The following is a 22315-nucleotide window of genomic DNA, read 5'->3' on the forward strand; positions in this document are numbered from 1 at the left end:
TCGTCGCGAACCCGAGACGGAGGGCAATGTCCATGCGACCCCTGGCGTCGACCGCTGAGATCGGTGCCGGAAACACCCTCAAGATCCTCATCATCGCGGGGTTGCGCTATCCCATCCGGGAGCCCTTCATCGGCGGGTTGGAGGCCCACACGGCCGCCCTCGCCCAAGGCCTGCGTCGCCGTGGACACTCCGTCGTCGTGGTCGGCGCCCAGGGCAGCGATCCCTCCCTGGTGGACGTCACCATCGGGTCCCTGCCCCACCCGACGAACGGCGAACGCCCCGACACCTCGCAGGACCCAGCGTTCCAGGCCGCCGAGGACGCCCTGTTCGAGACGCTCATGGGGCGACTGGCGACCGGCATGCTCGGCTCGTTCGACCTGATCCACAACAATTCCCTGCACCCGCTGCCCGTCCAGCGCGCGCCCGGGCTGCCGTGCCCGATGGTCACCACCCTGCACACCCCGCCGCTGCCCTGGGCGGAACGGGTGCTGAGCGGGCTCTCCCGGGAACGGGACGTCGAGTTCCTCGCGGTCAGCGGGGCGACCGCCCGCGCCTGGCAGCCACTCATCCACCCCGGCGTCGTGCACAACGGGGTGGACATGGACGCCTGGGCCCTGGGCCCGGGCGGCCCCGGGGCGGTGTGGACCGGACGGATCGCCCCGGAGAAGGCGCCACACCTGGCCATCGCCATGGCCCGCGCCGCCGGCCTGCCGCTGACCCTGGCCGGCCCCGTCATCGACCACCACTACTACGACCGGCAGATCCGTCCCCACCTGGACGGGACCGTCCGGCACATCGGCCATCTCACCCAGGAGGACCTGGTCGAGCTGGTCGGCAGCAGTGCCGTCGCCCTGGTCACCCCGGTGTGGGACGAGCCGTACGGCATGGTCGTGGCCGAGGCGATGGCCTGTGGCACCCCCGTGGTGGCGCTGGCCCGCGGGGGCATCCCGGAGATCCTCGACGGGTTCTCCGGACGACTGCTCGCCCCGGCCGACGCCCGCGGCCTGGATGCCGCCGAGATGGCCGCCGCGGTGACCGCGATCGGGGAGGCCGTGCGGCTGGATCGGGCCGGCGTGCGCGGACAGGCGTTGCGCCGCTGCAGCTCCGACCGCATGCTCGACGACTACGAGGCCGTCTACCAGGGTTTCGTGCGTCGCTGGGCCGCATGAGCGTGTCCGCCCACCCCGTACGCTGCACCCCATCGCGCCGGTGATCGGCTGGTACGTCCACCACCACGGCAGCGGCCACCGCCGCCGGATGCGCTCCGTGCTGGCCCACCTGGACACACCGGTCACCGTGTTCAGCTCGTTGCCGCCCGGCGAGGGCGACCCGCCGTGGGTGCAGCTGCCGCTCGACGTCCGGGACACCGGCGCGACGCCGGTGGACCCCACCGCGCAGGGCACGCTGCACTGGGCACCCCGACACGACGCGGGGCTCCGCGAACGGATGGCGCGGATCGCGGCCTGGATCGGCGAGCACGATCCCGATCTGTTCGTCGTCGACGTCTCGGTCGAGATCGCCGCCCTGGTCCGCCTCCTGGGGGTGCCGACGGTGGTCGTCGCGATGCGCGGTGACCGGTCCGACCGGCCGCACCGGCTCGCCTACGACGCCGCCCACCTCCTCCTCGCGCCGTGGTCGGCGGAGTTCTCCGAACCGGACTGGCCGGCGGAGTGGCTCTCCAGAGCCGTGCACACCGGGGCGATCTCCCGCTTCGCCGGACGCGCGGCCGCTCCGGTCGTCCCACACGCCGGCCCGAGGCGGGTCCTGGTGCTCTGGGGCACCGGTGGGGACGCGGACGAGGTCGGCCCCGCGGTGTCCGCGGCCCGGGCCGCCACGCCGGATGCGCAGTGGCGCATTGCCGGGGTGGGTGCGGACGCCGGCGCCGACGTCTGGGAGCTGCTGGCCTGGGCCGATGTCGTCGTCACCCACGGCGGGCAGAACGCCGTGGCCGAGGTCGCCGCATCCCGCCGCCCCGCTGTCGTGCTCGCCGACGACCGGCCGCACGGTGAGCAGGAGGCGACGGCCCGTGCGCTGTCCGGCGCCGGACTGGCCGTCACCGTCACCGGCTGGCCCGAGCCCGCCCGCTGGGCCGATCTGCTCGACCGCGCCGTCGCCATCGATCCCCAGGGCTGGTCCCGGTGGGCACCGGACTCCGCCGCCCGGGACGCCGCCGCCGTGATCGACGGGGCCGCACGGGAGGTCCGTCGACCCGAAGCCGTTGCCGGACGACCGGTCGCCACCCCGGCCGGGCCGCGGGTCGCGACCGTCACCATCGTCACCGGGCGCCACCGCCACCTGGTCAACCAGCAACGGGGGCTGGCCGCCGGCACCCGGGTGCCCGATGTGTGTGTCGTGGTCGACATGGACGACCCGGAGGCGGCCGCCCTCACCCGCTCCGGCCCGCTGGCCGGGACGGCGACGGAGATCCGCTGCGTCTCCGTCCCGGTGACCTCCGGGCTCCCGCTCGCCGCCGCCCGCAATGCCGGGGCGGCAGCCGCCCTGGCCGCCGGGGCCGACGTCGTCGTCTTCCTCGACGTCGACTGCGTCCCCTCGCCGACGCTGGTCGACACGTACGCCCGGGCCGTGGCCGACGAGGCGGAGCCGACGCTGCACTGTGGCGTCGTCCGCTACCTCCGTCCCGAGATCGACGCCGGTGCAGTTCATCCCGCCGATCTGTCCGGTGAGCCCCATGCCGCCCGCCCGGTGCCGGCGGCGGGTGAGGTGCAGCGCTCCGAGCAGTGGCAACTGTTCTGGTCCCTGTCCTTCGCCGTATCGCCGGCGACATGGCACCGGGTCGGCGGGTTCGACGAGGGCTACACCGGTTACGGGGCCGAGGACACCGACCTCGGTTACCGGGCGGTGGTCCGGGCGGGGGTGCCGATCAGCTGGACCGGCGGGGCGGACGCATTCCACCAGTACCACCCCACGCAGAGCCCGCCGGTGCAGCACCTCGACGACATCGTGACCAATGCCGGGATCTTCTTCGACCGGTGGGGCTTCTGGCCGATGGAGGGCTGGTTGATCGCCTTCGCCGAGGCGGGGCTGGCCGAGTTCACCGCCGGGCGGTGGCGGGCGATTCCCATCGGGCCCACCGACCACTGACGTCCCGCCCGGACCGATGAGCAGGGTGGATCCACCCGCCGACGGTCGCCCACGCCCGGCGCGCCCCTCACAGCCCGCTGACGCAGCTGACCTACAGTGGCCGGACGATCATGGGCGGGTGCGCCCCGGGGCGCACAGGGGGCGGGATGGCTCGTCGGGGGCGCAGCCGCCTGACCGCCCGCACCGTCCTCACCGCCCTGAGCGCGCTCAGCGTGGTCGCTCTGCTGCTGGCCACCCTGCTGCTCGTCGGCGCCGGCCCGCTCCGCCCGATCAGCGGGAAGCCGGTGGCGGACGCGGACGCCGTGCGCAGCGTCCCCGCGCAGCCGTCGACCACCACGCCGACCGACGCCGGCCCGGTGGTCACCGTGCCGCCGCTGACCACCGCAGCACCCGCCCCGGCGCCGTCCCCCGTGGAAGCCACGCCCGACCCAGCGCCTGCGTCGACGAACGCGCCCCTCCCGGATCCGCCCCCATCACCGGAGGCCGCCCCGGCGCCGTCCCCCGAGGCACCCGCTTCTCCGGCATCGGTGGCCCCCGAACCGGTGGCCCCCGAACCGGTCCCGCCGACCGAACCCACCCCGACCCCCGGGCTGCCCGAACTGGTCGCCCCCTACGACCGGGTGCAGGGCGAGCACGGAGCCGATTCCGGACGGGTCGCCTACCTGACGTTCGACGACGGACCCGGCCCGCACACCCCGGCCGTGCTGGACATCCTGGACGCCGCCGGCGTGCGGGCCACCTTCTGCCAGGTCGGGAACCAGATCGACGGCCATCCGGACACCGAACGCCGGCTCATCGCCGCCGGGCACACCCTGTGCAACCACAGCTGGAGCCATCCGACCCGGCTGGACACGGCGGGCGCCCCGGCCATCGCGGACGAGATGACCCGCACCCAGGACGCTCTCGCCCGGTTCGGGGTGACGTCGCGGTACTTCCGGGCCCCGGGCGGCTCGTTCGGCCCCGACGACCCCACCCTGCGCCAGGTGGCGCAGGCGAACGACCTGATCCCGCTCGGCTGGGCGGTCGACTCCCAGGACTGGCGCAAGCCGGGCGTCCAGCAGATCGTCGACACCGTGCTCACCACCGTGCGGCCCGGCGCGGTGATCCTGCTGCACGACGCGGGCGGGGCCGACCGGGACCAGACCCTGGCCGCCCTGCCGATGATCATCTCCGGCCTGCGGGCTGCCGGGTACGACCTGCAACCGCTCCCCCCGGGCGGGTTCTGACCTCCCGGGCGGGTTCCGACCCCACCTGCCCGGCCCGATCGGACCGGGGCAGCGGTCGGGTCAGCCCTCGGCGGAGAAGGCGGCGGCGGGTAGCTCGCCGGTGTCCTCCTTCACGGCGCGGACGATCCGCTGCGCGACGGCCTCTGCGGTGAGCCCCTGGCCGAGCCGCGGCGCCGTGCCGGCCAGCGCGCGGTCGACCAGCCCGGTCTCGGTATGCGGCGGACGGGCGTCCACCACGCGGATGTTGCGGCGGCGCAGCTCCCCGGACAGCGCCCGGTCGAAGCCGGTGAGCCCGGTCTTGGTCGCGCTGTAGGCCGCCATCCCCTTCATCGGCATCTCGGAGACGATGGCGCTGAGGTTGACCAGGAACGAGCCGGCGGGCAGCACCGGGACGGCTGCGGCGGCCAGCCGGATGGGAGCGACGAGGTTGACGGCGATGAGCGTCTCCAGCACCTCCGGCGGCAGGTCGACCACCTCGCCGAACGCGACGACACCCGCGGCGTAGACCACGCCGGTGAGCTCGCCCCGCTCGCCCGCCTCGGTGACGAAGCGGGCCGGGGTTGCCGCGTCGGTCAGGTCGCCCTGGCTGGTCCCGAGGACGGTGCCGTCGGGCAGGGCATCGGTCAGCGCGGCCAGCGACTCCGCGGACCGACCGGCCAGGCTGAGCCGCGCGCCGGCGGCCGCGAACGCGGTGGCCAGGGCCGATCCCAGCCCTCCGGTCGCGCCGACCAGCAGGACATGGGCACCGTCGAGATCCGTCATACCGCCAGATTGCCACGCCCCCGGACGGGCCCGGCGGACGGGCGGGTGCACAGGCCGACGCCGCCCCTCGACCCGGTCCCCGGCCCGGTAGTACGACCCGTCCGGTGCTCGAGATCGGGTGACGGACGGTCACTGTCGGTCCCGGATGGCAGGCTTCACAGGAGCGGGGATCCGGAACGACCGGGTGACCGCGCCGCCTGCGGGGCGGCGCGGTGCAGGCCCGGGCAGGGGAGGGAGGTCGTCGTGACGACGACCCAGATGTGGGACGCGGACCGCCTGACGGCGATGGGACTGACGGCCGAGTTGATCACCCGGGTGCTGCTCCGGGCGGACGGCGAGACCGAGGAGTGCACGGACCTGGATCCGCCGATCCTGCAGGGGCTGATGCGGTGGGGACGCACCACGCGGCATCTGCGCGAGGAGCTGGTGCGCAGCGGGTGGACGTGGGACAACCCGCGCAACCTGGCCCGCACCATCCATCCGTCGGGCGATCTGGCCATCGTGGTGACGGCCGGCGACGAGTACACCGCGCTGCCGGACGGCGAGCCCGGCACCCGGCACCCGAAGGGCTGGGCCACCGAACTGGCCGTCCAGGCGAACGGGCAGCTCGTGCTCGATCTCGGCCCGCTCGAGCGGCACCGGGGCATCGCGACCGGAGCGGCCGTGCTGCAGACCTGGCTGCTGCTCTTCCACCTCGAGCCGGGGTGGATCCGGGCGGAGATCTCCCGGCCGGCCGGCATCGCCGGCGGCCGGATCACCCGCTGGTCGGAGCGGATCCTGCTGGAGCCCATCCCGCGCCAGGCGCCGGGTGGGGTCGTGGCGGACGCCGACCCGGCCCCGGCGTCCGCGGTGCCCCGGGTCCGTCGGGCGCCCACGGTCCTGGTGGACCGGGTGCTGGACCTGACCCTGTTCGACGAGGAGGACGAGCCCGAACCGAGCCTGTTCCGCGAGGCCTGACCGGGTGGCCGCGCCCGTCCCCGGCCCGCCCGGGGCCGGATCACCGGGCCGGGCGGCTCACCGGGCCGGGCGGCTCACCGGGTCAGGCGGCCGCGTCCAGCGCGGCGACGACGTCCGCCGGCAGGGTCAGCGTGGCGGCGGCCAGGTTGTCCTCGAGGTGGGCGATCGACCCGGTGCCGGGGATGGGCAGCATGACCGGCGAGCGCTGCAGCACCCAGGCCAGGGCGACCTGGGACGGGGTGGCGCCGAGTTCCTTGGCCGCGGTGTCCACCGGGCCGCCCGGGCGCGCCAGTTCGCCCGCGGACACCGGCGCCCACGGGATGAACCCGATGCCCTGCTGCTCGCAGTACTCCAGGACGTCGGCCGACGAGCGGTCGGTGAGGTTGTAGCGGTTCTGCACGGTGGCGACGGTGAAGACCTCCTGGGCGGCCTTGATCTCGTCGACCGACACCTGCGACAGGCCCAGGGCCCGGACCTTCCCCTCGTCCTGCAGGGCGCGCAGCGTCCCGAACTGCTCAGCCCGGTCGACGGCCGGGTCGATGCGGTGCAGCTGCCAGAGATCCAGCACGTCCACGTGCAGGCGGTGCAGGCTGAGCTCGGCCTGCTGCCGCAGGTACTCCGGTCGACCCAGCGGGATCCACTCGTTCGGTCCGGTGCGGGTCAGCCCGGCCTTGGTCGCGATCCGCAGCCCCGCGGGGTACTCCCCGAAGGCATCGCCGATGATCTCCTCGCTGGTGCCCGGCCCGTAGGAGTCGGCGGTGTCGATGAAGTCAACGCCCAGCTCGACGGCGCGGCGGACGACGGCGATGGCGGTGTCCCGATCGGCCGGCTCCCCCCAGATGCCCGGGCCGGTGATGCGCATGGCGCCGTAGCCCAGGCGTCGGACGGGCCCCAGATCGGGGATGTCGAAGGTGCCGGCGGCGGCGACATCGATCGCAGTGGTGTCGATCGCGGTGGTGCTGGTGGAGGTCATGCCGGGAACCAACACGACGGCACCGGTGGCTGTTCCCGGGGACCGGGCGACCCACCCCGGAGCCCGCCGCCCGCGCCGGGGCATGCTGGTGCCGATCGCGTGCCGCCGTCGGCGCGCCGGAGGAACGAGGGTCGTCGTGCGCGTTGCCGTGCTGGGTACCGGGATCATGGGCGCCGGGGTCACCCGTTCCCTGCTGCGCGCCGGCCACCAGGTCGTGGTGTGGAACCGCAACCGGGCCAGGGCCGAACCGCTCACCAGCGACGGCGCCACCGTGGCCGACACGCCCACCGAGGCGGTCGCCGACGCCGAGGTCGTGCTCGCCGTGCTCTACGACACCGCCTCCGTCCTCGACGTGCTGGGCGAGGCGGCCGGGTCCGCGGCGGCACGGACGATCTGGGTGCAGATGTCGACCATCGGGCTGGACGGCACGCAGGCGGTGGCCGCCCTGGCCGCGGAGCGCGGCCTGACCCTGGTCGAGGCGATGATGCTGGGCACCCGGGCGCCGGCTGAGCAGGGGAAGCTGGTCCTGCTCACCGCGGGGGACCCGGCCACCCTGGATCGCCTCACCCCGGTGTTCGACGCCGTGTCCGTCCGGACGGTGGCCGCCGGCCCCGACCTCGGCGCGGCCACCGCGCTCAAGCTGGCCGCCAACGCCTGGGTCGCCTCGTTGACCGCGCTGGTCGGTCAGTCGCTCTCCCTGGCCGACGGTCTCGGGGTGGACCCGGACCTGTTCCTGCAGGCCATCGCGGGCGGCGCCACCGACACCCCGTACGCCCACGTCAAGGGCAGGGCCATGCTCAGCGGTGACTTCGACCCGTCCTTCGCCCTGGACGGGGCCCGCAAGGATCTCGGCCTGATCCGGGCCGCGGCCGACCGTGCCGGCGTGTCCGGGGAGATCCTGGGCGCGGTGTCCACCCTGTACGACCGGGCGAGCGAGGCCGGACACGGCGAGCAGGACATGGCTGCGGTGGTCACCGCCTTCCGCGACTGACCGGGGCACCGGGTTCGGCGGGCGGGCGGGACGGAAGACTCAGCCGAGAGCGTCCCGCAGCAACGCGATCTCGCTCGCGCGGGACTCCGCGTCACCCGGCGTCTCCAGGATGACCGGCGCCTGGGCGCGCCGCACCACCTCGACGAGGGCGGCGGTGGAGATCTCCCCGCCGACGAGCGGGGCGTGCCGGTCCCGGCCGGAGTCGGCCCCGTCCCGGGAGTTGTTGCAGTGCACCAGGTCGATGCGCCCGGTGATGGCCAGGACGTCGTCGACGACGGTGGCCAGGTCGAGTCCGCCGGCATGGGCGTGGCAGGTGTCCAGGACGAACCCGGCCCCGAACTCGCCGACCGCGTCCCACAGCCTTGCGATGGCCTCCAGCTGCCGGGCCATCGCCTTGTCCCCGCCCGCGGTGTTCTCGATGAACACGGGCACCGCGAAACCGCCCTCGGCGGCCTGCCGCTCGAAGGTCTTGCGCCAGTTGTCGAATCCGACGGCGGGATCGTCGTCACCGGCCACGTGACCGCCGTGCACGACCAGACCCTTCGCACCGAGCGCGGCCGCGGCGGTGGCGTGGGTGGTGATCAGCTTGCGGCTCGGGATGCGGATCCGGTTGTTCGTCGACGCCACGTTGATGATGTAGGGCGCGTGGACGAAGACCTGCAGGTCGCCGTCCCGCAGCTCCGCGGCGTGCGGGTGCTCCTTGGGCGCCTTCCACCCCTGCGGGTCGGCCAGGAAGATCTGCACCGCATCGGCGCCCGCCGCCCGGGCCTCGGCGACGGGATCGGCGTCGTCCTCGCGGGCACCGACATGGACTCCGAGCACGGGAACGGTCACGCCGCCGAGGGTATCGGGCGGGGCGCGGCCCGCCACCCTGTCGGGCGGCCGGCCCCGGGACCGCCGGCGACGGGCCGGGCGGTCGACCGGGGGCCGGCGGGGATCAGGACTCCGGAACGGCCAGGACGCGGGTGCTCGGGAGTCGGGTGATCAGGAGCCGGACGGGGGCTGCTGTGCGTCGGGGGTCTCGCCCTCGGTCTTCTGCTCGGCCTCGTCGCCGGCCAGCCACACGTCGGAGATCTCCTCCTCGCTGACCGGGGTGCCGACGTAGCTGCCCATGCCGGCGACGTCCTGCTGCTCCTGCTGCGTGGGCTCGGGGTTGCTCTGCTCGCTCATGGGATCTCCTTCGTGGCCGGCGCCACGGCCAGGACCCGACGGGCCCTGCGGTGCCCGGGCGCCCGGTGATCCGTCCAGTATGGCTGCCGCCCTGCGGGGGCCGCCCGGCCGACCCGGGGCCGGTGATCCCACCTGGCAGGCTGGGGTGACCATCGCGCCCGGCCCCGTGCTGGGATGCGCCCGATCGGGACGACGAGAGGCAACGGCCGTGCGCGTGCTCGCAGTGGCAGGGACGGTGGTGTCGACCGTGGTCGGCGCGGCCGGGGCCTTCCTGGTCGTCGGGCGGCTCACCCCGCGGCCAACCGTGAAGCTGGTGCGCTGGGCGTTCGAACGGGGGAACCGGGCCACCGCCGCCGGCCTGCGACCCCTGGTGCCGTCCGGGATCACCGCGGACCTCGGCGTGCGGTACCGGGCGGACGCCCTGCTGGACGTCTACCGTCCCGACGACCGCACGGGCGCCCTCCCGGTGGTGATCTGGGCGCACGGCGGCGGGTGGGTCTCCGGCGGCCGCAGCGACCTCGCGCCCTATCTGCAGATCCTGGCCGCCCGGGGGTTCGTCACCGTGGCGGTCGACTACGGCCTCCCGCCGACCAGCAGCTATCCGACGCCCGTGCACCAGCTCGCGGACGCCCTGGCCTACGTCTCCCGCCATGCCGAGCGGTGGGGCGTGGACCGTGACCGCATGGTGCTCGCCGGCGACTCCGCCGGAGCCCAACTGGCCAGCCAGGTCGCGGCCCTGGTCACCAACCCGCAGCTCGCCGCCGCGATGGACCGGCCCGCCCCGGTGGATCCGGCGCAGCTGCGCGGGGTCGTGCTGGCCTGCGGCACCTACCGCCTGCACGTGGGCGACGGCGCGCCCCGGGCGATCGCCTGGGTCGCCGAGCGGGTCGCCTGGGCGTACTGGGGCGCTGCGGACCATCGCCGCGATCCCCGCGTGGAGCAGATGGACACGGGCCTCCAGGCGACCGCCGACTTCCCGCGGACCCTGCTGACCGTCGGGAACATCGACCCGCTCCGGCACGAGTCGGAGCGGTTGGCGGCCCGGCTGGTCGAGCTGGGCGTGGAGACCGAGACCCTGTTCTACCCGCCCACGCACGAGCCGCCGCTCAACCACGAGTACCAGTTCGACCTGTCGAACGACGACGGCCGGGCGAGCCTGGACCGGATCGCCGCCTTCGTCGACGACTGCACCGCCGGGGTCGTGCCGGCCGACTCGCAGGGATCGGCTTCCCGACCCACGGAGGGCTGACACCCGGCCGACATCGGGTGCGGGGCTAGGTTCGGGAGATGCGCGCCGTCGTCTACTCCCACCGCGGAGACCCCGATGTCCTGACCGTGATCGACCGGGCCGCCACGGCCCCCGGGCCGGGTGAGGCCCAGATCCGTTACCACCGCAGTGGTGTCAACCCCACGGACTGGAAGTCCCGCCGCGACGGCGGACCCGTGGATCCTCCGCAGGTGCCGGGGCAGGACGGTGCCGGGGTGGTCACCGCCGTCGGCGCCGGGGTGGACGCGGCCCTGGTCGGGCAGCGGGTGTGGGTGTGGGACGCGGCCTTCCGCCGATCCGAGGGCACCGCGCAGGAGGTGGGCACGGTGCCCGCCACCCAGGTGGTCCCACTCCCCGACGACGCGTCGTTCGATCTCGGCGCCAGCCTGGGCATCCCGTTCCTGACCGCCCACCGCTGCCTCACCGTCACCGACGGTGGTCCCACCCGGCTCGGCCCCGGGACGCTGCAGGACCGCGTGGTGCTGGTGGCCGGCGGTGCCGGCGCCGTCGGCAACGCGGCGATCCAGCTGGCGCGGTGGTCCGACGCGACGGTCATCAGCACCGTCAGCAGCCCGGCCAAGGCCCAGCTCGCGGTCGCGGCCGGCGCCGACCACGTCGTGAACTACCGGGACGACGACGCCGCCGAGCAGATCCGCCGTGTCGCCCCGCGCGGTGTGCACACCATCGTGGAGGTGTCCGCCGCGCAGAACGCCCGGTTGGACGTCGCCGTCGCGGCCCACGACGCGAGTGTCGCGATCTATGCCGATGACGGCGGTTCGGATCTCGTCGTGCCCATCCGCCCGTCCATGGGGCCCAACATCCGGTGGCAGTTCGTGCTGACCTACACGATGCCGCACAGGGCGAAGCGCCAGGCGGTGACGGACGTGACCGCCGCGGTGGCCGCCGGGGTCCTCCGGGTCGGGGCCGACGCGGGCCTCGCGCTGCACCACTTCCCACTGGCCGAGACCGCGCGGGCCCACACCGCCGTCGAGGATTCGGTCGTCGGCAAGGTGCTCATCGACGTCATCGAGGACGGCACACCCGCCTGACCCACCCGGACACGGCGATGCCCCGACCGGTGCGTGAACACCTGCCGGGGCATCCGGCCAGGACGTCGTTGTCGGCTCGACTGCAGCCCGATGATCGGGCGGGGCGGTCGTGGCCAGGTGTCTGAGCGGTCGGACTCAGCGAAGGCGGTTCAGGAGCTGAACGCCGCGACCGCGGCCTGCCCGAAGGCGGGCAGGTCGTCGGGGTTGCGGCTGGTCACCAGGGTCCAGCCGCCCGCGGTGCAGGTGACGGCCTCCTCGTCGTGCCAGGTGCCGCCGGCGTTGCGCACGTCGGTGCGGATGCTGGGGAAGCTGGCCAGGTTCTTGCCCCGCAGCACATCGGCCTCGACGAGCATCCACGGGCCGTGGCAGATCGCGGCGACGGGCTTCCGGGCGTCCACGAAGGCCTTGACCAGCGCGACGGCGTCGGGCTCGAGGCGGAGCTGGTCGGGGTTGGTGGTGCCGCCCGGCAGCACGAGGCCGTCGTAGTCGGCGGCGGAGGCGTCCGCGACCGCCAGGTCGGGAGTGAAGGTGTCGCCCGGCTCCACGTCGTTGTTCATCGCCTGCACGGAGTCCTTCTTCGGGGCGATCAGCACGGTCGTCGCCCCTGCGTCCTGCAGGTCCTTCCAGGGGGAGGTCAGTTCGACCTGCTCGACGCCGGAGTTGGCGACCAGGAAGGCGATGGTGCGGCCGGTCAGGGGTGTGCTCATGGGAAACCTCTCGTGTGCCAGTCGTTCTCGGTGCTGGAGGTGGGGTGGGCCGCGGCGGGCCGGGCCGACCCGGCCGTACTTGCACCGGGGTGCGCCTCGCGGCGCGCCCGCTGCGAGTACCCCGGGCCGATCGGGATCAATCAGGAGATGTCGGGCGGATCAGCGGCCGACGCGCAGGTCCCGCCGCCAGGACGAGAACGAGCGCAGGGACGCCGTTCCCGGCCGGACGAGCCAGGGCCAGGGGTGCACCTCGGTGGGCTGCACGGTGCGGGAGATCCGCCGCCACCCCGGGACGGGCGTCCACGTCGCGGCCAGCGACCGGCCGGCGAGCTCGTCGGCGACGACGCCGCGCCGCACCTCGAGCGGGCGCAGCGCGGCCAGCTCACCGAGGGTCTCGGCCAGGAACACCAGGCGCTTGCCGGACAGCGCGAGCCGGCGCAGCAGGGGCTCGTCGAACACGAAGACGGCCGGCCGTTCCACGTCCGCGGCCAGGGCCGGGTCCGCGGTGCCCAGGCTCTCCGCGGTCAGCCACACGGTGTCCGCTCCGCCGCCCTCCTGCTCGGCTGGGCCGGCGGGGATGGCCCCGGTCAACGGCGGCCCGTCGACGGAGGAGCCGAGCTCGCCCGGCGGCCAGTCCTGGATCGGGCAGGCCCTGTTCAGCGGGCACGTGCGGCACAGCTGGGGAGCACGCTTCTCCACCTGCCACCGGCTGAACCCGTAGGCCTTGCCGCTGCCGGTGCCGACCGTCCACTGCCAGCCGAGGCGGTTGGCGGCGCGGGACCCGTCGAGCAGGTGGGCGAACATCTCGTCCTCGCCGCGGCGCCAGTCGGCGCCGGCCCGCACCGCCCACTGGGAGGCCAGCCACATCCGGGTCTGGTTGACGAGCCAGCCGTCCTCGTGGAGCTCCCCGGTGACGGCGGCCATGCACGCCATCTCCATCGGCCAGGGATCGGCCGACCACGCCGGGTCCGGCTCGGGTTGCCGACGCCGCAGGGCCTCCCCGTTCGCGGTGCCCACCCGGGAGTACAGGTGCCGCGCGTACTCCTGCCAGAGCAGCTCGTCGCGGTACTTCCCGCGGTCGCCGGTGGGCGCGTCGGCGACGGCCGCCCAGACCTGCGGCAGCGGGGTCAACCCGTACCGGATGTACGGCGACATCCGGCTGGCCCCCCGGCGGGCGACGGGCAGCACGGTGCTGCGGGTGCGGGCGTACCCCGTCACGTCCAGGGCGTCGAGCGCGGCGTCCGCGGCACTCTGCCCGCCCCGGAAGGCTCCGGCGCGCACCCCGTCCGGGCCCTCCCGGGTCAGATCGCCCAGGTGGGTGGAGACCCAGGCGATGACGTCGTCGGTGCTCGCACCGTCGGCGATGGAGGGTGGGGTCGGCAGCAGGGTCACCCGATCACTGTGCCAGCGACCACCGACAGCGCCGCTGACCTGCCGTTCTCCCCGGCTGACGGGTGACCCGCGCACCCGCGTCCGGCAGGATGGGACAGGTCACCGCACCGACCCGCCGCCCGTCCGGAGGACCGATGACCGACCGACCCGCCAGCAGTCCGCTGACCTCGACGCTGGTGGTGATCGGCCTGGGGACCGTGCTGGTCGCCGCCGTGGGCGCGATCGCCGGCGCACTGTCCGACGACTTCGCCGCCACCTTCGGTCGGGTCGGCACCGTCGGCATGGTCGTGGTGGCGATCCTGGGGGTGCTGGTGGCCGTCCGGCCCTCGCTCGTCCCCACCCGCCGGCCACGCTGACCGACGCTGACCGACCCCGCCCCCTGCGGGCGGAGCATCCGCTCAGCGCAGCTCGGCCACCAGGCGCCGGACGGTGCGGACGGCCACGGCGACGGCGGTGAGGGTCGAGTTGGCCGCCAGCGCGGAGGGGATGACGCCGTTCCCGGCGAGGAAGAGGTTGTCGAAGCCCCACACCCGGCCGGTCGCGTCGCACACGCCGGTGCCGTCGTCCGCCGCGCTCATCCGCACGGTGCCCGTGTAGTGCAGGGACGAACCGGGCTCGAGCAGCGCGCAGGGGGTCGCCGACTTCCCGCGGGTGAGGGCCGAGGCGACCTGCAGCAGCACGTCCTGCGCGTCGGCGATCCGCCGCAGATCGGCCGGACTGCGGACGAAGCGCACCGAGAACCGGGGCAGGCCCGTCGCATCGGTGGCGTCGTCGTCGAAGTGCAGGCGGTTGTCGGCGGACACCTCGGCGGGCACGTACCAGGACAGGGTGACCAGCAGGGACCCGGCCGGGCCCGCGTCGGTGGGCCGGCACAGCACCCCGCCGTGGAACGGTCGGTCGGCCCCGCGGTAGGGCACCCAGAGCGCGTGCCGGAACGGCTCGTCGGACTTCTCGTCCGCCGGACGGGCGGGCAGGTCGAGCATGTCGGGCGTGACGGTGACCGCCCCGGACAGGAAGGCGTGCTCGTCGAGGTACCGGCCGAGCGCGGGCGGCCGGATCCCGGAGGCGAACAACAGCTGCGGGGTGCGCAGCGCGTCCGCGGCCACCACCACCTGCCGGGCCCGCACGACGGTGTCCGTCCCGTCGCGCAGGGAACTCAGGGTGACCCCCTGCACCTGCCCGTCGCGGTGCAGCAGGCCGGTGCAGACGGTGGCGTCCAGCAGGGTGAAGCCGGGATCGGACCCGTCGGCCAGCGGTGGCCACACCCGGTTCGGCCCGGTGCGGACGAGCGTTCCGTCCGCCCGGCGCGCGATGGCCATCGGCATGGCCCGGGGGGCGGCGTCGCCCGCCCCGCCGAGTTCTTCGGTCAGGACGCGCAGGATGGCCGCCGAGCGGTCGTCAGCGGGGAACGCGTCGCTGCGCACCCCGAGGATGTCCTGGGCCCGGCGCAGGTCCCCCGGCCAGGACGCGTCGTCGACGACACCGGGGACCTCGTCCCCGAAGGGCGGCGGGGTCCCCGCCGCCCAGTGGACGCCCATGCCGCCCTCGTTCCAGGCGACCGCGGCTCCCGGCAGGTCACCGGGTCCGTTGCCGACGGCCCCGATGCCGTACAGCCCGGGGGCCAGTTCGTGGCGGGACGCGGCCGGCGAGGTCCGCCGCGCAGCCCCGGTGTAGAGGTTCTGCTGGTTCACCGCGGCGCCGGCGGCGAACTGCCGGCTCAGGGACGCCTCGGGACTGTCGTGCAGGTGCTGGCCGGGGATCGCACCCATCCGCGGGCCGCCGGCCGCCATCGTCACGGTCGCGTCCGGTCGGGCCTCGCGGACCAGCCGGGCGACCGACGCGCCGAGCAGTCCGCTGCCGATGATCAGGACGTCGGACAGGTCGTCAGGTCCGGTGCGCACGTGGGCCGTCCTCCCCGGGCGGCGTTCGAGCCGTCCGCGCGGCAAGTACCGTCCTCGGCCGATCATCCGCCACCGACCACGCACCGACGACCGACCCTTCCGTCACCGCCGCACCGGTCACCCGCTGGTGGCCGGGACCGGACGGGCGGACCGCCCCAGGTAGGCGGCCCCGAGGGCGGCGACGGGCTGGCCGGACGTCTCGTCCGGCGGGCCGGCCCCGTCCAGCAGCCGTACCCGGGCGGGCAGGGCCAGTGAGGACAGGAAGGACGACTCCCGGCCCCATTCCCCCAGTCTGCTGCGCACGGCCCGGAGCACCGGGTCGCCGGCCGAGACCAGCCCGCCGCCCAGCACGACCACGTCGACGTCCACGGACAGCACGAGGATGCGGACGGCCGAGGCGATCCCGGTGATCACCCCGTTCCACACCCGACGGGCCCGCTCGTCGCCTTCCGCCGCGCGGTCCATCAGGTCCTGCACCGGGCGGGGGTGCGCCGTGGGCCACAGCCGCGCGACGGCCGACCCGGACGCCGACATCTCCAGGCAGCCGCGCTGACCGCACTTGCAGATCGGCCCGAGCGGGTCGATCGGGATGTGCCCGACCTCCCCGGCGTTCCCGCCGGATCCCCGCCACAGCGCGCCCTCGCGGACGATGCCCGCCGCCACCCCGGTCCCGAAGTTCAGGTAGGCCATCGACCGGTCGGCGTCCATCCCCAGCACGTGGAAGGCACCGACGGCGGCGGCGTTGACGTCGTTCTCGATCCGCACCGGGACCCCGAACCGGTCGGCCAGCAGCGGGCCCAGGGCCAGGTTCTCCAGGCCGAGGTGCACGGCGTGGGCGACCATCCCGGTGCCGGGGTCGACGCGCCCCGGGATCCCCACCCCGATGGAGCCGAACTCCGCCGGATGGCGGCGGGTGGCCGCGGCCAGGGTGTCCACCACCCCGGTCGCCGTCCCGAGCACCCCGGCCGACCCCCCGACGGTCGCCGTGCGGTGCCGCTCGAGGATCCGGCCGGCGCCGTCCAGGACCACCGCGTCCGTCTTGGTCCCGCCGATGTCGACGCCCACGGTCAGTGGCCCGTCGGCGGGGTCCGTCATCGCAGGTCGATCTCGCGCCCCAGGCGGGCTGACTCGTACATCGCCGTGATCATCCTCATGACCTCGACGCCCTGCGCCGCGGTGGCCACGTCCGGCACCCGGTCGCGGCACAGCTCCACGAAGTGCGCCAGTTCGTTGGTGAACCCCTCGGTCATCCCGAACGTCGGGTGGTCGATCTGCGGCTCGATGCGCAGGATCGTGTCGTTCTCCTCGGTGACCAGGCGGAGCGAGGGCTCGAGCTCGGCGCCACCGCGTTCGCCGAACACGCTGATGTGCAGGTCGTCGTCCACGGCGTGCAACGAGTAGCTGGTGTCCAGCAGCAGCGACGAGCCGTCCTCGAAGCGCACCAGGGCGTTCACCATGTCCTCCACGGTGTTCACGTCCGGATCGTCGTCCGCCGCCCGGTACCGCTTGAGGTTGGTGACGTTGGCCCGGTTGCCGAGCCGGGTGTAAGAGTTCGCCGAGACGGTCACCGGGCGGGGGGTGCCCATCATGTACCAGCACAGATCGACGACGTGGACACCGATGTCGACCAGCGGGCCGCCGCCGGACCGCGCCGAGTCCGCGAACCAACCGCCGGGGTTGCCGATCCGGCGGATGTTGGTCGCCTTGGCGAAGTAGACGTCACCCAGCGTGCCACCGTCGACGAAACGCTTGAGGGTCAGGGCGTTCTGGCCGAACCGGCGGACGAAGCCGACCTGCAGGTGCTTGCCGCTGCGTTCCACGGCACGCTGCACGTCCTCCGCCTCGGCGACGGTCCGGCTCAGCGGTTTCTCCACCAGCACGTGCTTGCCGGCGTCCAGTACGGCCACGGCCAGCTTCGAGTGCGAGTCGTTCCACGTGCAGATGCTCACGGCCTCCACCGTGGTGTCGGTCAGCAGGTCGTCCAGCGACTCGTACACGCGGTCCGCGCCGTACTCCTGCGCCACGGCGCGCGCCCGCGCCACGTTGATGTCGTGGATGCCCACGATGTGCACCCCGGGGTTCGCGGCGTACGCGGTGAGGTGGAGACCGGCGATGGTGCCCGCGCCGATCACCGCGACCCGCACCGGCTCGGCGCTCATCGGATCTCCGCGAGGATGCGCAGGGTGTTGGCCAGGCCGCGTTCCGCGCCGAGCAGGCAGTCCTCGATGCCCTCGAACTCGATCGAGACGTAGCCGTCGAAGCCCGAGGCGGCCACCGCCCCCAGCACTCCGCGCATGTCCATGTCGCCGTACCCGACGATGGAACCCAGCAGGTGGTTGCCCGCCGCGGTGGTCAGCCAGCCCGGGCCCGGGTCCTGCCGGACCGGACGGATGTAGAAGTCCTTCAGATGCACGATGGAGGCGTACGGCATGTTCTGCATCGTCGCGGAGACCGGGTCCTCGTCGACCACCAGGAAGTTGCCGACGTCCAGGGTGGTCCGGAAGTTCGGCTCGTCGACGAGGTGGATCAGCCGCCGGACCCGCTCGCTGGCGTTGACCATGTTGCCGTGGTTCTCCACGCTGGTGGTGATGCCGTACCCGGCGGCGAACCGGGCGATCTCGCCGCAGGCGTCCACGATGATCGGCAGGCAGCGTTCGTAGTCGGCGATGTCGGTGTCCCGGTGGGCCCAGGTGACCACGTCGTGGCGGAAGAGCCGGATGTCCAGCGCGTCGGCGACCCGGATGTGGTCCTGCACGCGGCGCATCTCGCGCTCGTAGTCCTCGGGGGTGTCGGTGAGGAAGTTCGCCGGGATGACCAGGTTGCTCAGCGGCACCTCGGCCGCGCGGGCCTTGGCGCCGAGGGCGGCGACGAAGTCCGGGTCGGACACCAGCGTCGAGGTGTCGTTGGTCATGTCCTGGGATAGCGACACGGTCGCGATCTCCAGGTGCTCGCCCTCGCTGGCGGCGACCCAGTCGATCACGTCGAACATGGTCATGTCCCCGGTGCGGAGCCGCTGGTAGAAGCTGTAGGAACTGAATCCGAACTGCACGGTGTTTCCTTTTCTCGTGGCGGTGAGCGGTGGTGGACGACGGTCAGGGGCCGGCCCGGCCGGCGAGAGTCGCGTACTGCCTGCGCCTCTCGGCCTGTTCCACCGGATCGGGCACCGGTGAGGCGAGCAGCAGCTTCCTCGTGTAGGGCTCGGCGGGTGTGCTGGTGACCCGGTCGGCGTCACCGGACTCGACGATCTCCCCGCCGTACATGACGGCGACCCGGTGGCTGACGTACCGGACGACGCCGAGGTCGTGGGTGACGAACAGGTACGCGACCCCGGTCTGCCGCTGCAGGTCCACGAACAGATCGAGCACCCGCGCCTGGGTCGACAGGTCCAGGGCGCTGACCGGTTCGTCGCAGACGATGAGCTTGGGTTCCAGCGCGAGCGCGCGGGCGATGGCCACCCGCTGCCGCTGGCCGCCGGAGAACTCCCCCGGGTAGCGGGCCGAGGACCCGGCGGGCATGTTGACCTGGTCCAGCAGGGCGCGGATCCGCTTCGACGCGTCCGGCCCGGACGCACCGGCGGCGCGCAGCGGCTCGGCGAGGATCGCCTCCACCGTCATGGCCGGGTTGAGCGAGGAGTACGGATCCTGGAAGACGACCTGGATGTCGCGGCTCAGGGCCCGGCGCGCCCGCCCCTTGAGATGGGTGATGTCCCGCCCGTCGAACCGGACGGTGCCGGAGGCGACCGGCGTCAGCCCCAGGATGGCCTTGCCCAGGGTGGACTTGCCCGAGCCCGATTCGCCGACCAGGCCCAGGGTCTCGCCGCGCTCGATGCGGATGGAGACGTCCCGCAGGGCCCGGAACGGTGGTGCCCGGAAGCCCTTGGCCGGGTAGGAGACGTCCAGCGCGGAGACCTCGAGCAGGGGGGCGGCGGTCGTGGCGGTCATCGGGAGACCCCGGCGCGGTCGCGCTCGACCCGGGAGGGCGCGCCCTCCAGGGTCGCGGCCAGCAGGCTGCGGGTGTACTCGTGGCGCGGATCGGCGAACAGCCGACCCACCGGGGCCTGCTCCACGATGCGACCGTCACGCATGACTGCGACCCGGTCGCAGATGTCGGCGACGACGCCCAGGTTGTGGGTCACCAGGATCATGCCCATGTTCCGTTCCCGTTGCAGTCCGCGGAGCAGGTCGAGGACCTCGGCCTGCACGGTCACGTCCAGGGCCGTGGTCGGCTCGTCGGCGATGACGATCTCCGGGTCGCAGGAGACCGCGCCGGCGATGAGCACCCGCTGGGCCATGCCCCCGCTCAGCTGGTGCGGATAGGACGCCATCACCCGGCGCGGGTCGGCGATGCCGACCCGGTCGAGCAGCTCGACGGCGGTCGCCCGGGCCTGCGCGCGGGAGACCTTCAGCTTGCGCACCATCGGTTTCACCAGTTGGTGCCCGACGGTGAACGAGGGATCGAGGTTGGAGAGCGGTTCCTGCGGGATGTAGGCCATCCGGCTGCCCCGCAGGCCCTGCAGTTCCCGTTCCCCGGCGCTGCGCAGGTCCATGCCGGACAGTTCCAGGCGGTCCGCATCGATGCGGGCGCCGGGCGGCAGCAGGCCCAGGATGCCGAACGAGGTCTGCGACTTGCCCGACCCCGACTCCCCCACGATGCCGAGCACCTCACCGCGCTCCAGGTGCAGGCTCACCCCGTCCACCACGACACGGTCGTCGCCGCTCTGGGTCGGGTAGGCGATGGTCAGCCCTTCCACGCGGAGCACGGCCGCCTCGGGCACGTCCCCGTCGACCCCCACGGAGGGCGCGACGACCGCCCCGCCGGCGGGGTGCTCGGGCACGTCGGCCCCGGCGGTGTCGGGGACGGCTGTGTCGGAGACGGCGTCGCCGACCACCGGGCCGGCGATCGTGCCGGGGGCCACCGCTCCGCGCCGACCGCGGCGACGGCGCGCGCGGTCCGCGCCCAGGGTGTCCGCCGCGGCGGCGGCCACGATGACCAGGCACACCGCGGTCAGACCGATGGCGACACCGGGCGGGTAGACCAGATCCGGTGCCCGGTAGAAGGTCTGGAACGCCTCGCTGAGCATCCGCCCCCAGGACGGCCGATCGGACTGGCCGAACCCGAGGAACTCCAGCCCGGACTGGACGATGATGGCGAGCCCGAAGACGAGCGAGGACCGCACGAGCACCGGGCCGAGGACGACCAGCAGCACGTGCCGGAAGACGATGCGCGCGGGCGAGAGCCCGGAGACCCGGGCCGCGTCGATGTACAGCTCGTTCCGCACGTTCACCACCACGCTGCGGGTGAGCCGGAACAGGTCGGGCGAGGACAGGATGCCCAGGGTGATCATCGTCGGGTACAGCCCGTTGCCCAGCGAGGTGATGATCACGACCAGGATGAGGATCTGCGGCAGCGACATCAGCAGGTTGGCGATCCAGGAGGCCAGCCCGTCGAACCAGCCGGCCGCGTACCCGGCGAGCAGGCCCGACGGCACACCGACCAGGATCGCGGTGACGACCATGATGAGCCCGGCCTCCAGGCTCGTCCGGCCGGCCCACAGCAGGCGGCTCCACTGGTCCCGGCCGCTGGCGTCCGTCCCGAGCAGGTGGTCGGCGCCCGCCGGCAGCAGCGCGTCGCCGAGGGACACCTGGTTCGGGTCGTACGGCGCGATGAGCGGCGCGAACAGGGCCGACAGCACGATGAGCAGCAGGATCACCGCGGCCGTCATGCCGAGCGGGTTGCGCAGGAACCGCTTGAGCCGGGCGGGCGAGGCGGGCAGGGTCGCGGCCTCCGCGGGGAGCGTGGTCATCGGACCCTCACCTTCGGATTCAGTGCGCCGTAAAGGATGTCGACCACGAGGTTGACGCCGACCACGATCAGCACGGTGAAGAGCAGGACGCCCATGATCACCTGGATGTCGCTGGCCCCGCTGGCTGCGATGGCCACCGAGCCGATGCCCTTCAGGGCGAAGACCCGTTCCACGATGGCGGCGCCGCTGAGCGCGGCGATGAACTGCAGCGACAGCATGGTGAGGGCCGGCGGCGCGGCATTGCGCAGCACGTGGGTGAGCAGGATGTCGGTGCGGGACAGGCCCCGGCTCCGCAGGGTGCGGACGAAGTCCTGACCGGACACGGTGACCACGGAGTTGCGGAGCTGTTGGGCGATGGCCGCGATCGAGCCGATGGCCAGGGCGGTGACCGGCAGCGTGATGGTCTGCAGCCAGCCGCCCGGCGAGGACAGGAACGAGGTGTAGCCGGTGGCCGGGAACCAGCGGAGCTCCACGCCGAACTTCAGCGCCAGGATGATCGCGACCCAGAAGTTCGGCAGCGCGAAGCCCAGCACCATGACGATCTGCAGCACCTTGTCCAGCGGCCCCGGGTTCACCGCGGCCAGCACTCCGAGCAGGGTGCCCAGCACCCCGGCCACCACCACGGCGCCGATGGCCAGGGACACCGTCACCGGCAGGCTCTGCACGACGAGGTCGATCACCGGGGCGTTGGTGGCCGAGGAGACACCGAAGTCGCCGGTCACCGCGTGGCCGAGCCAGTCGAGGTACTGCACGAGGATCGGGCGGTCGAGCCCGAGCTGGATGCGCTTGGTGGCCACCTGCTCGGCGGTGGCGTACAGCCCGAGGGCGCCGCGAGCCGGGTCGGTGCCGGTGAGCTTGAGGAAGAAGAACATGCCCGTGACGACCACGTAGGCCAGCAGGATGCCGCCCAGCAGGCGCTTGACGATGAAACGGATCATGGCGTCCTCGTGATCGTGGGGGCGGGGGGTGGGGGAAGGGGGAGGCCGGCGGGCTCACCGTCGAGCCCGTGGCGGCC

The 22315-nt window shown here is 73.8% G+C and carries 21 protein-coding genes; 8 read left to right on the plus strand and 13 right to left on the minus strand.

Annotation, left to right across the window (positions count from 1 at the left end):
• Positions 1-26 precede the first annotated feature (26 nt).
• The 3 genes from J2S58_RS11165 (at position 27) to J2S58_RS11175 (ending at position 4328) form a co-directional block, all read left to right on the plus strand.
• Positions 27-1169 (plus strand): glycosyltransferase, encoded by a 1143-nt coding sequence (locus J2S58_RS11165; protein ID WP_205258294.1) that lies wholly within the window; start codon positions 27-29, stop codon positions 1167-1169.
• Positions 1170-1209: 40 nt separating this feature from the next.
• On the plus strand, positions 1210-3102 hold the full coding sequence (locus J2S58_RS11170; protein WP_205258293.1) for a galactosyltransferase-related protein: 1893 nt from the start codon (positions 1210-1212) through the stop codon (positions 3100-3102).
• Between the two features lie 146 nt (positions 3103-3248).
• Complete coding sequence (locus J2S58_RS11175) at positions 3249-4328, plus strand: polysaccharide deacetylase family protein (RefSeq protein ID WP_205258292.1); 1080 nt, start codon at positions 3249-3251, stop codon at positions 4326-4328.
• Between the two features lie 60 nt (positions 4329-4388).
• Here J2S58_RS11175 and J2S58_RS11180 read toward each other — a convergent pair whose 3' ends face one another.
• Complete coding sequence (locus tag J2S58_RS11180) at positions 4389-5090, minus strand: SDR family NAD(P)-dependent oxidoreductase (protein WP_205258291.1); 702 nt, start codon at positions 5088-5090, stop codon at positions 4389-4391.
• A gap of 243 nt (positions 5091-5333) precedes the next feature.
• Here J2S58_RS11180 and J2S58_RS11185 point away from each other — a divergent pair, with 243 nt between their 5' ends.
• On the plus strand, positions 5334-6047 hold the full coding sequence (locus J2S58_RS11185) for a hypothetical protein (RefSeq protein ID WP_205258290.1): 714 nt from the start codon (positions 5334-5336) through the stop codon (positions 6045-6047).
• Positions 6048-6129: 82 nt separating this feature from the next.
• On the opposite strand, the gene J2S58_RS11190 is transcribed toward J2S58_RS11185, so the two are convergent.
• Positions 6130-7020, minus strand: a complete 891-nt coding sequence (locus J2S58_RS11190; protein WP_205258289.1) for an aldo/keto reductase — start codon at positions 7018-7020, stop codon at positions 6130-6132.
• A 136-nt stretch (positions 7021-7156) separates the two neighbouring features.
• Here J2S58_RS11190 and J2S58_RS11195 point away from each other — a divergent pair, with 136 nt between their 5' ends.
• Positions 7157-8011 carry an NAD(P)-dependent oxidoreductase gene (locus tag J2S58_RS11195; protein WP_205258288.1) on the plus strand — a complete coding sequence of 285 codons (855 nt, stop codon included), beginning with the start codon at positions 7157-7159 and terminating at the stop codon, positions 8009-8011.
• Between the two features lie 39 nt (positions 8012-8050).
• Here J2S58_RS11195 and J2S58_RS11200 read toward each other — a convergent pair whose 3' ends face one another.
• Both J2S58_RS11200 and J2S58_RS11205 read right to left on the minus strand, forming a co-directional pair.
• Positions 8051-8845 (minus strand): deoxyribonuclease IV, encoded by a 795-nt coding sequence (locus tag J2S58_RS11200; protein ID WP_205258287.1) that lies wholly within the window; start codon positions 8843-8845, stop codon positions 8051-8053.
• 150 nt (positions 8846-8995) lie between these two features.
• Positions 8996-9181, minus strand: a complete 186-nt coding sequence (locus J2S58_RS11205; RefSeq protein WP_205258286.1) for a hypothetical protein — start codon at positions 9179-9181, stop codon at positions 8996-8998.
• Between the two features lie 214 nt (positions 9182-9395).
• On the opposite strand from J2S58_RS11205, the gene J2S58_RS11210 reads away from it, so the two are divergent.
• Positions 9396-10430, plus strand: a complete 1035-nt coding sequence (locus J2S58_RS11210; RefSeq protein ID WP_205258285.1) for an alpha/beta hydrolase — start codon at positions 9396-9398, stop codon at positions 10428-10430.
• A gap of 38 nt (positions 10431-10468) precedes the next feature.
• Complete coding sequence (locus J2S58_RS11215) at positions 10469-11497, plus strand: NADPH:quinone reductase (protein WP_205258284.1); 1029 nt, start codon at positions 10469-10471, stop codon at positions 11495-11497.
• A 149-nt stretch (positions 11498-11646) separates the two neighbouring features.
• On the opposite strand, the gene J2S58_RS11220 is transcribed toward J2S58_RS11215, so the two are convergent.
• Together J2S58_RS11220 and J2S58_RS11225 are read right to left on the minus strand one after the other, a co-directional pair.
• The gene (locus J2S58_RS11220) at positions 11647-12204 is read right to left on the minus strand and encodes a type 1 glutamine amidotransferase domain-containing protein (protein ID WP_205258283.1); all 558 of its coding nucleotides are present in this window, start codon (positions 12202-12204) and stop codon (positions 11647-11649) included.
• A gap of 159 nt (positions 12205-12363) precedes the next feature.
• Positions 12364-13596: an FAD-binding domain-containing protein gene (locus J2S58_RS11225; RefSeq protein WP_205258282.1), complete on the minus strand. Its 1233-nt coding sequence runs from the start codon at positions 13594-13596 to the stop codon at positions 12364-12366.
• 134 nt (positions 13597-13730) lie between these two features.
• On the opposite strand from J2S58_RS11225, the gene J2S58_RS11230 reads away from it, so the two are divergent.
• Positions 13731-13952, plus strand: coding sequence for a hypothetical protein (locus J2S58_RS11230; protein WP_205258281.1), 222 nt, complete (start codon positions 13731-13733; stop codon positions 13950-13952).
• Between the two features lie 42 nt (positions 13953-13994).
• Here J2S58_RS11230 and J2S58_RS11235 read toward each other — a convergent pair whose 3' ends face one another.
• From J2S58_RS11235 to J2S58_RS11265, 7 genes are all read right to left on the minus strand, one after another.
• Positions 13995-15497: a GMC oxidoreductase gene (locus J2S58_RS11235; RefSeq protein ID WP_205258280.1), complete on the minus strand. Its 1503-nt coding sequence runs from the start codon at positions 15495-15497 to the stop codon at positions 13995-13997.
• A gap of 117 nt (positions 15498-15614) precedes the next feature.
• Entirely contained in the window at positions 15615-16592 is a 978-nt protein-coding gene (locus J2S58_RS11240; protein ID WP_205258279.1) for an ROK family protein, read from the minus strand.
• Positions 16589-17656, minus strand: a complete 1068-nt coding sequence (locus J2S58_RS11245) for a Gfo/Idh/MocA family protein (RefSeq protein ID WP_205258278.1) — start codon at positions 17654-17656, stop codon at positions 16589-16591. The genes J2S58_RS11240 and J2S58_RS11245 overlap by 4 nt, the downstream gene beginning before the upstream one ends.
• The gene (locus tag J2S58_RS11250) at positions 17653-18546 is read right to left on the minus strand and encodes a sugar phosphate isomerase/epimerase family protein (RefSeq protein WP_205258277.1); all 894 of its coding nucleotides are present in this window, start codon (positions 18544-18546) and stop codon (positions 17653-17655) included. Before J2S58_RS11250 ends, J2S58_RS11245 begins: the two co-directional genes overlap by 4 nt.
• A gap of 43 nt (positions 18547-18589) precedes the next feature.
• Positions 18590-19438 (minus strand): ATP-binding cassette domain-containing protein, encoded by an 849-nt coding sequence (locus J2S58_RS11255; RefSeq protein ID WP_205258276.1) that lies wholly within the window; start codon positions 19436-19438, stop codon positions 18590-18592.
• Positions 19435-21300, minus strand: coding sequence for a dipeptide/oligopeptide/nickel ABC transporter permease/ATP-binding protein (locus tag J2S58_RS11260; protein ID WP_205258275.1), 1866 nt, complete (start codon positions 21298-21300; stop codon positions 19435-19437). Before J2S58_RS11260 ends, J2S58_RS11255 begins: the two co-directional genes overlap by 4 nt.
• Positions 21297-22238: an ABC transporter permease gene (locus tag J2S58_RS11265; protein ID WP_205258274.1), complete on the minus strand. Its 942-nt coding sequence runs from the start codon at positions 22236-22238 to the stop codon at positions 21297-21299. Before J2S58_RS11265 ends, J2S58_RS11260 begins: the two co-directional genes overlap by 4 nt.
• Positions 22239-22315 lie beyond the last annotated feature (77 nt).

The sequence above is a fragment of the Nakamurella flavida genome (assembly GCF_030811475.1).
In the GTDB taxonomy this organism is placed as follows: domain Bacteria; phylum Actinomycetota; class Actinomycetes; order Mycobacteriales; family Nakamurellaceae; genus Nakamurella; species Nakamurella flavida.